Source organism: Microcystis sp. LE19-8.1F, from assembly GCF_027531715.1.
GTDB classification, from domain to species: Bacteria; Cyanobacteriota; Cyanobacteriia; order Cyanobacteriales; family Microcystaceae; genus Microcystis; species Microcystis wesenbergii_A.
The window spans coordinates 1-12,355 of record NZ_JAPZSO010000216.1 but is presented as its reverse complement, the minus strand read 5'-3'; the positions used below and the strand labels follow the sequence as shown (position 1 = coordinate 12,355).

10 protein-coding genes and 1 pseudogene are annotated in these 12,355 nt (G+C 41.2%); 5 read left to right on the top strand and 6 right to left on the bottom strand.

Features of this window, described 5'->3' with window-relative positions; genetic code table 11:
• The first annotated feature begins 8 nt into the window (after nt 1–8).
• The 5 genes from O9334_RS20190 (at nt 9) to O9334_RS20170 (ending at nt 5,039) form a co-directional block, all read left to right on the top strand.
• Nucleotides 9–860, top strand: a complete 852-nt coding sequence (locus O9334_RS20190) for an alpha/beta fold hydrolase (RefSeq protein ID WP_045359519.1) — start codon at nt 9–11, stop codon at nt 858–860.
• A gap of 377 nt (nt 861–1,237) precedes the next feature.
• Nucleotides 1,238–1,546: a DUF6679 family protein gene (locus tag O9334_RS20185; RefSeq protein ID WP_002735547.1), complete on the top strand. Its 309-nt coding sequence runs from the start codon at nt 1,238–1,240 to the stop codon at nt 1,544–1,546.
• A 286-nt stretch (nt 1,547–1,832) separates the two neighbouring features.
• A complete protein-coding gene (locus O9334_RS20180) occupies nt 1,833–2,294 on the top strand; it encodes a cupredoxin domain-containing protein (RefSeq protein ID WP_002741915.1) in 462 nt (153 codons plus the stop codon).
• Nucleotides 2,291–3,376: a calcium/proton exchanger gene (gene cax, locus O9334_RS20175; RefSeq protein WP_288002120.1), complete on the top strand. Its 1,086-nt coding sequence runs from the start codon at nt 2,291–2,293 to the stop codon at nt 3,374–3,376. Before O9334_RS20180 ends, cax begins: the two co-directional genes overlap by 4 nt.
• Before the next feature lie 43 nt (nt 3,377–3,419).
• Nucleotides 3,420–5,039, top strand: a complete 1,620-nt coding sequence (locus O9334_RS20170) for a S8 family serine peptidase (RefSeq protein ID WP_288002119.1) — start codon at nt 3,420–3,422, stop codon at nt 5,037–5,039.
• Nucleotides 5,040–5,127: 88 nt separating this feature from the next.
• Here the strand turns inward: O9334_RS20170 and O9334_RS20165 are convergent, their stop codons facing one another.
• The 6 genes and pseudogenes from O9334_RS20165 to O9334_RS20140 form a co-directional block, all read right to left on the bottom strand.
• Nucleotides 5,128–6,396, bottom strand: coding sequence for a DNA cytosine methyltransferase (locus O9334_RS20165; RefSeq protein WP_045359514.1), 1,269 nt, complete (start codon nt 6,394–6,396; stop codon nt 5,128–5,130).
• Between the two features lie 85 nt (nt 6,397–6,481).
• A complete protein-coding gene (locus O9334_RS20160; RefSeq protein WP_288002115.1) occupies nt 6,482–7,120 on the bottom strand; it encodes a HEPN domain-containing protein in 639 nt (212 codons plus the stop codon).
• A gap of 13 nt (nt 7,121–7,133) precedes the next feature.
• The gene (locus O9334_RS20155) at nt 7,134–8,375 is read right to left on the bottom strand and encodes a DUF262 domain-containing protein (protein WP_288002113.1); all 1,242 of its coding nucleotides are present in this window, start codon (nt 8,373–8,375) and stop codon (nt 7,134–7,136) included.
• An 88-nt stretch (nt 8,376–8,463) separates the two neighbouring features.
• On the bottom strand, nt 8,464–10,089 hold the full coding sequence (gene guaA / locus O9334_RS20150; protein ID WP_288002110.1) for a glutamine-hydrolyzing GMP synthase: 1,626 nt from the start codon (nt 10,087–10,089) through the stop codon (nt 8,464–8,466).
• 140 nt (nt 10,090–10,229) lie between these two features.
• Nucleotides 10,230–11,357: a cobalt-precorrin-5B (C(1))-methyltransferase CbiD gene (gene cbiD / locus O9334_RS20145; protein WP_045359513.1), complete on the bottom strand. Its 1,128-nt coding sequence runs from the start codon at nt 11,355–11,357 to the stop codon at nt 10,230–10,232.
• 58 nt (nt 11,358–11,415) lie between these two features.
• Nucleotides 11,416–12,355 (bottom strand): annotated as a pseudogene (locus O9334_RS20140) (IS630 family transposase); the annotation flags it as partial.

Here is a 12,355-nt window from a genome sequence, read left to right as displayed (position 1 = left end):
TTGATTATATGCCTACCATCGACATATCGGGAGTATCCCACAGTTACGAGTTATTTTCGCCCCGAGCGGATAAACCGGTTTTAGTCTTTATACACGGTTGGCTGCTGAGTCGTCACTACTGGCAGCCTTTGGTAGATATTCTCTCCCCGGATTATCCCTGTCTAGTTTACGATCTCCGGGGCTTCGGCGACTCCCAAAAAATCACCTCTAACAGTCCTCCTAGTAGTTATAACCTTGAATCCTACTCCCAAGACGTTATTACCCTTCTTAACCGCTTAAACCTCGATGCTGCTTGGTTAGTTGGTCATTCCCTCGGTGGTAGTGTGGCTTTGTGGTCCGCGGATATCTGTCCTGAACGGATTAAAGGGGTAATCTGTATGAATGCCGGCGGTGGCATCTATCTAAAGGAGGAATTTGAGCGCTTTCGGGAAGCCGGAAGACAGATTTTACAGAGAAGACCGCCTTGGTTGCCCGGTGTTCCCTTGATTGATGTTTTATTCTCGCGGATGATGGTCAAGCAACCCCTAAGTAAAAAATGGGGCAAACAGCGAGTGATTGATTTTGTCCGGGCCGATTACCAAGCGGCCCTAGGGTCACTTTTGGAAACCACCACTATCGGCGAAGTTCATCTTTTACCCCAGATTGTCTCCCGTCTCCCGCAGCCGGTCTATTTTCTGGCGGGGAAAGAGGACACGATTATGGAAGTTAAGTACGTTAACCATCTGGCGAGTTTTCATCCCTTGTTTGAAACTGGCGGCAACGTGATTGAGTTGTCCGATTGCGGTCATTTTGCCATGCTCGAACAAACAGCAGCGGTGGCCCAAAAGATGATGGCTATTTTAAATCAGCATCGGGGTTAGGTGTTGGGGTTTTAGGGTTTTAGTTGAAATTCCCCCATCTCCCCATCTCCCCATCTCCCCATCACCTCATCACCCCATCACCCCATCACCCCATTCCATCCACAGATGCTGTTATCAGGTGAAAATTTATGTAACAATGACTCTATAAGGGCGATTTTTTAGTGAATCGCCGAAGCCGTCTATTAATCGAATCGATGTCTTTGAAGAACGTAGCCCCAAACTGGAAACCTGACTTTTCTTTCCCATTCTTGCCACTACTATCGGAATTTTTCTCCCTTTTGTGTTATCCACGGGAATTTTTGAGCTATTGCTAAGATTGGCATTTTGTCACTTCCCGTTAGTTAAATCCAACAAAAGAAGCTGTTTAGGAGCAATTTATGTTACACCGCAAGATTTATCAATTCTGTATGGATGGTCAGGAAGTCTGCATTTTCTTGCGCGATCAGCAAAGATGGATTGATAATGCTCGTATTATCGATCTAGAAAGCGATCTCGTCACCATTCGCTACGAAACAGAAGAAGAAGACGAAATTTCTTCTTGGGAAGAAATGGTGCGTTTAGAAAGTATTGGTGCGGTTAGCAGAAAACTGGCCTCGGTGTCGCGGACGAATCCTGATATTAATGTCTCGGAAGATTGTCCGGAAGCCGAACAACTTTATCCCCATTCTCCCGATAGCTTAGATTAATTTTGTCGATTTAACTGAGAGTGGCTAGAAGTCCCGAGGTTTGAACAGTGGCCAAGGGACTTTTAGGGAATGGAAGGGAAGACAGCCGGTCAGAATCACCACTTGTTGTAAAGTTATCGTCAAAGCCGCCAGATTTTCTCTAAGCTGTACTGCATTTAAACTGCATATTGGAAATTTTAGTACAAATGCTAAAACTTCCTCTCCCTGCTCCCAACTCCGGCACTCCGGTTCAGTCTTAACGAGCAATTTAGATAGTCAACAGCTTATTATAAGCTGCAGGAGCAAAATGAATTCTAATCCCTACTTCGCTGGCAAGGATATCTACCAAAAATTTGTGGCAGTAGTAATAGTTTTAATTAGTTGTTGGTTAGTGACTTTTCCGGCCTTCGCCGGCTCCGCCCCTCTAGAAGTTAAAATTAGTCTAGGCTCCGGGCAAGGAGAATTAAAATTCTTTCCTAGTCAACTAGACTTTATTGCTGGACAAAAATACAAATTAATCCTCGATAATCCCAGTCCCACTAAACATTATTTTACCGCTAAAGACTTCGCCGATGCTAGTTGGACGCAGAAAGTTGAAGCGGGAAAAGTGGAGATTAAAGGGGCAATTCACGAACTAGAATTAAAACCTAATGCACAGGCAGAATGGGTAATAGTTCCTCTCAAAACTGGTAAGTATAAATTAATCTGTACTATTCCAGGTCATGCTGAAGCGGGAATGGTGGGAGAAATCGCCATTAATAACCCATGAATTTAAGAAAAATTGTCTCCTTTGCTTTCCTATTATTTATTCCCCTATCGGTGGTCGCTAGTCGTCTTAATTGGGGAGATCAAGCTATTTTTATCACTGCCGCTTTATCGATCATTCCCCTGTCAATTTGGTTAAGTACGTCTGTGGAAAGAGTTGCCGTAGTCACTGGGCCAACTTTGGGAGGATTAGTTAATGCTATCTTTGGCAATACTACCACTTTAGTTATTGCCTTAATTGCCCTAAAAAAAGGCTTGGTGGACATCGTACAAGCCAGTATTACCGGTAGTATTCTCAGCGATTTATTATTATTTATGGGCATGGGAATGCTCACGGGAGGAATTCGCTACAAAGAGCAAGAATTTAAACCGATTTTAGCGCGGGTAAATGGTTCTTCCATGACTTTAGCAGTAATAGCGATCGCTTTACCAACTTTGGTAATATATACTTCTAACGTGGTGGAAGTTGCCGATATTCTCAGTCTTTCCCTAGTCACCGCCACGGTTTTATTAATAGTTTACGGGTTAACTTTATTATTTTCCCTCAAAACCCATAGCTATCTCTACGAAGTGGGATTAAGTAATGAAAATACCCCCGACAATCAGGTTAGTGAGGAAGAAAAAGCTCAAGTCTGGATTTGGTTACTTGTGCTGCTTACTTCCACCGTAGCTGTAGCTTATGAGTCGGATTTATTTGTTGATGTAGTGGAATCGGTGATGGAAGGATTTCATCTCACTCCTCTCTTTATCGGGGTGATTTTCATCCCTTTAATTAGCGATGTTTCTGGAATAGTTACCGTCATTCAATTAGCCCTAAAAAATCAGATGGATTTAACGGTTTCCGTGGCGATGGGTGATAGTTTATTGGTGGCTTTATTCGTAGCACCTTTATTAGTTTTTATCGGTCAATTTTGGCAGCAACCCATGGATTTAAATTTTAATCCCTTTAACGTGGTGGCTTTGATTGTAGCGGTGGTTGTCACTAATTTAATCAGCTTTACCGGTCGTTCCAATTGGTTAGATGGAACCCTATTACTAGCCACCTATTTAATCTTGGCAGTGGCTTTTTATTACCATCCCGCCTAGCCAAAAAAGAGATTTAGGTATTTTCTGAGATTTCTGTCCTAGAATGGATCGGTATCACCTTACTGCCGCAGGATTGCTGATGATGAAAAGAGGGTTTTGGTTTGTCGTCGGGTTAGTAGTAACGATAATTCTCCTTCCTTCCCTAGTTCTTTCTAATTCCATCGGTGAACAGGGAATTTATGCCGATCGCCTGCGGGCAGAACCCTATAATTTATTAGGGCGAAAAATTGCCATCGGTCAAGTGGAAATCGGCCGACCGGCTCAGTTCGGTTATGATAAAGTGGCAGCTTGGCGACCCCCCTATAAATTAGCCGGTGTTTTTTTTCGCGATCAAATTGCCAAACCCAACACCTATCTAGATAATCACGCCGCTATGGTGGCGACGGTGATGGTCAGTGATGATAAAAAAATCCCCGGAGTGGCCCCAAAAGCGAGATTATATTCGGGGGCGGTGGGTTCTTTGCGACGCGGCGGACAACCGGAAGAATGTCTTACCAGTCAAAATATTGCCCGACAAAATAGCGGTGATGTGCGAGCAATTAACTTTAGTTTTGGGGAATCTTTGCAAAGAGATCAACGACAGGAACCAAAATTAGATGGTCAAGCTTTATTAACTCAATGTGTTGATTGGTCATCGCGAGTTGATGATGTTCTTTATGTAATTGCCGGTAATCAAGGTAAGGGAGGAATTCCCATTCCCACCGATCATTTTAACGGCATTACTACCGCTTATACAGCGAAAAGAGAAGGAAAATTTACTAAAGTTGATTTTGCTAATATTAGTGCTTTGCCAGTGGGTATTGGTCGCAGTTTAATTAAACGGGAAATTAATGATGGTTCGCGACGGTCGATTAATTTAGTTGCCCCCGGCAATAAAATAGAGCTTTATGATCTCAAAGGTAAATTAAATACTGTTAGTGGCACCAGTTTCGCTGCCCCTCATATTACGGCATCCGTGGCGCTTTTACAAGAATACGGCGATCAACAAATTAATCAAAAAAATCCCCATTGGAGTCTCGATTCTCGTCATCATCAAGTAATGAAGGCAGTGATGCTTAATGCTGCCGATAAAATTAAAGATACGGGGGATGGGTTACGGTTAGGTATGAGACGGACAGTCTTAACTAAGGACCAAAAAACTTGGTTAGAGTCCGATGCTTATAAAGACCCGAAAATTCCTTTAGATATTCAGATGGGGACGGGACATCTTAACACTTTTCGCGCCTACCAACAGTTTAGTAATGGTCAATGGTCCGCCGCAGAATCTATTCCTCCTATTGGTTGGGATTACGCTACAGTTACCGCTAATAGTTATCAAGATTATGCCCTAGAGAAGCCCTTAAAAGCTAATAGTTTTGTTTCGATAACTTTAGCTTGGGATCGTTTGGTAGAACTAATCGATACTAATGGCAATAATCTCTATGATCTCGATGAAAGTTTCCGAGATCGCGGCCTGAATAATTTAGATGTTTATCTTTTACCTGACCAGGAGGATAATAATGTTAAATACACCTGTGCTTCCCTGAGTGATAGTGATAGTTTAGAGCATATTTTTTGTCCTGTCCCCATCTCTGGAAAGTATAAAATTCGGGTTCAATATCGTCAACAAGTTAACGAGAAAGAACAAGCTTTTGCTCTCGCTTGGTGGACGGTTACCGAATAATAAAAATGATAGTAAATCCTGTTTAAAAAGTATAGGAGAGTGGGAAGATGGGAGCGAGTTTTTAAAGTTCGATTGGCAGTTAATCGTACTATCTCTGAGAGACACCTCGTTTTCTTTTCGCGATAACATCGTCAGGGATTCCCCAATAGTTTGATGCCTGAGACATATTATATAGCAATAAGTCTTCGGGCATTTTTTCTAAAATAACTCGGTTGAGATTAGCGGTATTGATATTCATTGCTCCCATCACAGAAGAGCCAAGTTCTTTCGATAATAGCGGAATAACCGCGTTACCAATCTCACGAAAACCATGCCATATTGTGCGGTGAAACTGAAACCAATCGGGGAATGTATGTAATCTGGCGGCTTCTCGTACAGTAATACAACGAGGAATAGAATAGTGAATGGGTCTAGGAGCAGTATAGGCCCCTTTGTCACTATTAGTTCCGGCCCGGAGAGTATTGCATAAACCAGTGGGAGAAAGCTTGAAAAAGCGACTTTTTGGTTCCACTGTACCCGGTTCGGTTACGATAAATCTATTAATTGATCTTTGGGTATGAACTGAGCCTATATGTCCATAGATTTTTGTATCTACTGTTCTTTGATGGCAAAGTTTAAAAATATCCCTTGGCTGCACTGAATATTTTTTCCTCTTACCACTATAATCTAATTTTGATGCGGGTATGCCTAAATCAGTATCGATAAAGGCTGGTATTAATTCTAAATCTGAAATCGCATCATAGACGCTGGTAAAAGCTGATTTTTTGGCTGAGTTCAAATCGACGGTCTTTGCCAGGGGATATTTAGCCATCGTCACGTCTTTTCGACTACCAATTAAGATTAATCTTCTGCGCTTTTGTGGTGCGCCGTATTCACTGGCATCAAGGATTTTAATTGGCTGATTGATTGTATAGCCAATAGCTTCAAATTCAGAGATTAACTCCTCTAAAAATTGTTTATGTTTACCCGTCGCCATGCCGGGGACATTTTCAAAGATAAAATACTTGGGTTTAATTTCCCCTACAATTCGCAGATATTCAAATACTAGAGAATTTCTAGGATCATCTATTTGTCGTTTACCAATCAGTGAAAAACCTTGGCAGGGGGGACCGCCGGCAATTAAACTAACATCGGTGGCATAGCCTTTTAGTTTTAATAATTCCCATATTTCTCTACTTGTTACTTTGGCTATATCCCGGCAAATAGTTTGACAATAGGGAAAGTTAAAATGATGAACCAAGGAATGGACTGCATCAAACTCCACCGCTACAGCAATATCAAATCCCGCCGCTTCTAGACCAAGGGACATCCCACCGCAGCCGGCAAATAAATCGATCGCAATTGGTCTATGTTTCACTTTGATGATTAGCTCTCTATTCTCTGCATTTCATTATACTGTATTTCTGATATAATTAAAAATTTAAGTTTTATTAAGAGTGCAATTACTTGAGCAAATTAGTAATCAATTGATCGACTTTCTCTAATTCTTGAATAATTTGTTTAACTCTTTCTAATTCGTCGGCAGGGTTAGGCGTTTTTTTCGTTTTTATTGCCGAAGAATGAGCGATTTCACCGCGTTCTTCTCCAAAAGTATTCATATTGGCTAACCAAACTTTATCTAAGTCATCACTATCGATGCCGATTGGTAAGAGTAATTTTAATAGGTTAGTTTCCTTAATCCCATGATTTTGATCGATAACTGATTTAAAACATCTAATCACTATGTCAATTTTTTTAGTTATTTTCAGTTTGTCTAGGGAGACATTTTTGTTACCTTTAAGAGGAGTAATGGTATCGGGAGGATTTTCCATTTCTTGACCAGAAAAAGCGATTACACATAACAAAACTCGACCAGCTTTACCTTGATTATCCCAGATATTTTTTGCTGTCTGTACTGTATCCCAAACTCGATCTTCAAGATAAGATTCAATCTCAGCATGAGCAAAAACTCGATAGGCAAAAGTTAAAGCTAATTGTCTTTCAGAATATTCATTTATCTCGCTGAATTTACGAGGTAGGAATTGTTTTCTGAGTCGATTTAATTCTTTGGTTAGTTGTCTAAATCTTAGAGATTTCGGCATAGTAAAAAAACAACTATCTTAACCCCTTAAAAATAATACGATTGTCTTCCATCTGAGGAATATTGAAGTTAATATCTAATACTTTTGATAAAGCTTGACCCCATAAATTAAAACGATTGTAAGTTGCTCTAATACTTTTAGTAGTTTTTTCTACTGAGTTCCTAAATTCATTGTCAGGGTTAGATAATAATTCTTTAAAAGCATTTTCTATCTGTTCTTTGTTTTTCTCGGCAGCTGCTCTAATTAGATCATCGCAAAAGTAAAAAACCATCACATCTAAAATTGCTCGATTGAACTGACTTCGATACTTTTTTTCTTTATATAACCAGAGACGAGAAAAGTTTTTCTCTCCAAAAATATTAATCGTTGTCTGGACAGCTTTTTCAAATTGATCAACAACATTGATAATTTCATCTGAGCGTTTTTCCCATTCTTGATTGAAATTTTGACAGGTTTTATCTAGAAGCATCTGAACATCACCGCGATAATCGGATAAATAATAATGAAAAGCTACATAACGCAATAATATATCAGTGTCGCGCATCCGGAAATCGGGATAGGAAGATTTAAATATTTTCTTTAATGCTTGACTTTCGATCGCTCGATCATCTAAAAAATTAATAAAACCCCCTGGGTGTAATGCTTGTCTTAATTCTTGAGAAGACAAAGGGGTATTTTCCACATTGAGACGCAGAAAAATTTTATGGAGGAAACTCTCCGTTTTCCAATTACGGATAACAATCGTGCGGATAGTTTGATTATCCAGTTGGTCTAAGAAATCATTTAAATTGACGTCATTTTTTAGATCCTGATATTGGCAGCCATTGAGATTATCTAGAAATTCTAAATCTTTTAAAGTAAAACTATTATTAGGTGTGGCACTGTCACCATAAAACTGTAAAATTGTTAGTAGGCGTTGTTTGCCATCAAGAACGATAAATTTCCCTTTTTCCTTATTATTAGTAGCTAAGACAATCAGTGGGACTGGAAACCCTAGAATTAGGGATTCAATAAATCGACTTTTACGAGTAATATTCCAAGCATCTCGTCTTTGAAAGCGCGGATTGAGTTGAATATTTTCTCGAATTAATTGATCGCGGATCGTTGCGGTAGTCCAATCACTTCCAGCAACAACAGTCTCGGAGATTTCTTTGAGTTGTAGCTTTTTTTGGTTTGCTGATTCTCCTGCAATATCTTCTTCTTCTTCCGCAAAATCCACCGCTTCTATTTCTTCTAAAATCTCTAACTGTGTCATGGTAGTAATTAATCTCCTCAATTGTCTATTCTGCAAAAATCCCGCCCCAATATTTGGACGGGACTAACAATCAATCAATAATTCAATACTACTCCCATTCTATAGTTCCGGGTGGCTTAGAAGTAATATCATAAACCACGCGGTTAACTCCCTTAACTTCATTGACAATGCGATTAGAAATTGTCTCCAATAAATCATAGGGAACCCGCGACCAATCGGCAGTCATTCCGTCTTCACTGCTGACTAAACGTAGGACAATAGGATAAGCGTAGGTGCGTTGATCTCCCATTACTCCCACACTGCGGACAGGCAATAAAACCGCGAAAGCTTGCCAGAAATCGTGATACATTCCCTGCTTATTAATCTCATCGCGCACCACCCAATCTGCATCGCGCAAAATATTTAATTTATCTGCGGTGACTTCCCCTAAAATGCGAATCGCTAAACCGGGGCCGGGGAAAGGTTGACGACGAACAATTTCTTCTGGAAGACCGATCGATCGACCTAATTTTCTCACCTCATCCTTAAATAATTTTCGCAGGGGTTCGACTAATTTAAACCGGAGATTTTTCGGCAGTCCACCAACGTTATGATGACTTTTAATTTTAACCGCTACTCTTTCCCCGGTTTTGGGATCCACATTACTATCGGCCGATTCAATCACATCGGGATATAAAGTTCCTTGGGCCAGATAATCAAAGGGTCCCAAACGATTCGATTCTTCTTCAAAGACCTGAATAAATTCATGGCCGATACGACGGCGCTTTTCTTCGGGATCCGTGACACCGGCCACTTGCGCTAAAAATCGCTCTCTAGCGTTGACATACTCGACTCTAATATGGAATTGCTCGTTAAATATCTGCATTAATCGTTCTGGTTCACCCTTACGCATGAATCCCTGATCGATAAACATACAGGTTAGTTGATCACCGATCGCTCGATGCAAGAGGAATGCTAAGGTAGAGGAGTCCACACCGCCGGATAAAGCCAATAAAACTCGCTTATCGCCCACTTTTGCCCTAATTTCTCGGATCGATTCCTCGACAAAAGCTGCCGTGGTCCAAGTGGGTTCGCATTTGCAGATATGATAGACGAAATTGCGAATTAAGGCGATTCCTCCCACAGAATGGACAACTTCCGGGTGAAACTGCACTCCAAAGAGTTTTTTCTCGTGATCGGCAATGGCCGCACAATCGGTATTATCGGTATGAGCGAGAATTTCAAAACCTGGGGGCAATTCCACGCAGGAATCCCCGTGACTCATCCAGGCGGTGGAGCCGTTCTCGACATTGGTTAATAAATCGGTAGGATCGTTGATAAATAGGGATGCTTTGCCGTATTCGGCCCGTTTTGCCCGTTCTACCCTGCCCCCTAACTGCTGTACCATCAATTGCATCCCGTAGCAAACTCCGAGGACGGGTACACCTAAATTCCAAATTTCGGGATCACAGTGGGGCGCTCCAGGATCATAGACGGAATTGGGACCGCCCGAAAGAATTATTCCTTTCGGGTTGATTTGGGCCAATTGTTCGGCACTGGTACGATAGGAGAGAACTTCGGAGTAAACGTTCGTTTCCCGGATTCTGCGGGCGATTAATTCAGAATACTGGGAGCCAAAGTCAAGAATGATGATTATTTGACGATTAAGGCTATTAGTGAAGGACTCTGAGGGCAAAGTCTCTTCAGGGGTAGGAAGGGGGGTTTGAGTTGTCACTGCGATCAAAAAAAGAAACTGGCAGGAAAAGGTTAAAGATTTGTGAACTAAATCGGCTATTGTTCTGGAAATAAGCTACAATAGTATGGCCTTATTAGTTTCATTTTTTAAGACTAAATATTCCCACGATCATAGCACGGTCACTGGGGAGTAACTTGTAGATTCTGCAAAAATTTAAGGCCATTTTCGCTTTTGCTGATCAAAGAACGAGAGCGATCGAATAAAATACAACCGACCCCAAGATGACCGTTACTGTGGTTATAAACGTATTCTTGGCAACGGCGATCGATAGTATTAGCCATTTCTCCATAGATGCGTTCCACCCAATTATCTCCCGTTTGCCGGTCTAATTGACGCAGATATTCCAGACCGTTTTCGCTGGTGCTACTGTCAAAAATTTGCTGGAGATGGGGGGTAGCTAAACCCATTTTAGCGGCGTAGGCGGTAAGAATTTCCCGACGACCATCGGCGAGATGATGGTGAGTCTGAAAGATTCCCCCGGCAAGTTTAATTAATTTACCGTGATAACCAAACAAAAGAATTTCAGAGATTCCCTGTAATTGTGCCTCTAATAACATCGGCCCGATCCAATTGGCTGTTTTTACCAAAATATCAGGATTAATCCCCATTTGAGGGGCTAAATCTAAGCCATTTTCCCCGATACAAAACACCAAGCGATCGAAACGACGGGATAAAATTTTTAATTGCTCGCGAAAGATTTCTAACTGTCCGGGGGCGCTCAGGGGTTGGGAAATGCCAGTAGTACCCAACAAAGATAATCCCTCTACCACCCCAAAAGCGGCGTTAGAAGTCCTTGTGGCCAGTTTTTTGCCTTCTGGAAGGATAATCGTCACTTTGATGCTTTCTTGGGGCAGTAACAGGGGTCTGAGGTTTTCTTGCAGCAGACGCTGGGCATAACTATAAATAGCTGATTTTCCGCCATTATCAACCTGTAGGCCGATTCCTTCGCCGCCTTGAATCTCTATCTCTTGATTACCCGTTTTTCTTTCTACTAACGCCCATATAGGGGTATTTCTAGTTAAATCTAAATTGTCCCCCGGATCGCTGCGGGTGATAGCTAGGGCAGCATCGGGGTTAAGTCGGGCAACTTGTTCGATGGCAATAGTAACGGCTTCTGGCGGTTCTAAAAGATTAAAAGTAACGGAATTTAGCTCATTTTCGCCGTGGAGATGCTGGAGAGATGCGATCGCACTGGCACAGGCAAAAACTGGTAAAGTGTAACCGGAACGGGGTGGGGAGATAGACATGAATAGGGTCGATAGCCAATCAAATTAGCCGTGATCTGATTATAGAACTAGTAGGTCATCAAGTTTGTATTGAGGGATAAAGTCGCTTTAGTTTGATCCGGGAATCTGCTGTGGTAAATCGCCAATTAACAGAACTAGATTTTTGATTTCTCTCTTCTTCCCAAGCAGTAATTTCTAATTTGAGAGCATCTCGATCCGGGATACGACGATTAAGACACTGACGATTTAAAACACTCAATTCAATTTCTGCCATATTCAACCAACTGCCATGTTTAGGAGGATAATGAAACTCTAATTTATCCAAAATTCGTTTGGCTTCTTCTGGAGGAAAAGCTTTGTATAAAGATGCTTTAACATGAGTATTCAATTGAGCTTGAATTACTCCAATTTTTTCAGCTTGAGGATAACGCTTATCTACTAAATATTTCATTTGATGAGCATAATCAATGGCTGTTCTTTGGTCAGTTACGAGGTATGTCTCCACCCTGTTAACGGCTCAAAAAACATAAAGAGATTAGCCACTCCATTCCGTTCATATTGATAGTCATAACGTTCTAATTGACCAGGTTCTGGAGGAATTACTTCCCGGGTTTCTTTCCCTAACTGTTTACAACTTTCATCAAAACAAACCCAAGGATTTTTTTCGTCGTAAGGACGTTGATAAATATCTAAAACTTCTTCCATGCCGCAGACAAATTCGGCGTTTGATTGTGGCGGAATTACCCAACATTCATGGAGCCAAGGTTTAAGTTCGTTTTTTTTAAGCTTTGTCTAATCGTCTCAATCGACACTTGTTCAACTACTTTTAGTTCTACCATTTTATCCGCCAGCATTTGAAGAGTCCAACTCCTTTTTTTCCTTGGGGTTTCACTACAAGCAATCGCCATTAGATCGGCTTCTTTTTCCCCATCAATTATTCTCGGACGACGTTTTTTTTGCTCTCGTCGATTTAGGGCTGATTCTATCCCTTCTTCAACAAACCTTTTTCTGATCCTTTC

Coding starts and splice junctions, on each gene's coding strand:
- O9334_RS20190 (WP_045359519.1), top strand. CDS start 9: ATGCCTACCATCGACATATCGGGAGTATCCCACAGTTACGAGTTATTT.
- O9334_RS20185 (WP_002735547.1), top strand. CDS start 1,238: ATGTTACACCGCAAGATTTATCAATTCTGTATGGATGGTCAGGAAGTC.
- O9334_RS20180 (WP_002741915.1), top strand. CDS start 1,833: ATGAATTCTAATCCCTACTTCGCTGGCAAGGATATCTACCAAAAATTT.
- cax (WP_288002120.1), top strand. CDS start 2,291: ATGAATTTAAGAAAAATTGTCTCCTTTGCTTTCCTATTATTTATTCCC.
- O9334_RS20170 (WP_288002119.1), top strand. CDS start 3,420: ATGGATCGGTATCACCTTACTGCCGCAGGATTGCTGATGATGAAAAGA.
- O9334_RS20160 (WP_288002115.1), bottom strand. CDS start 7,120: ATGCCGAAATCTCTAAGATTTAGACAACTAACCAAAGAATTAAATCGA.
- O9334_RS20155 (WP_288002113.1), bottom strand. CDS start 8,375: ATGACACAGTTAGAGATTTTAGAAGAAATAGAAGCGGTGGATTTTGCG.
- cbiD (WP_045359513.1), bottom strand. CDS start 11,357: ATGTCTATCTCCCCACCCCGTTCCGGTTACACTTTACCAGTTTTTGCC.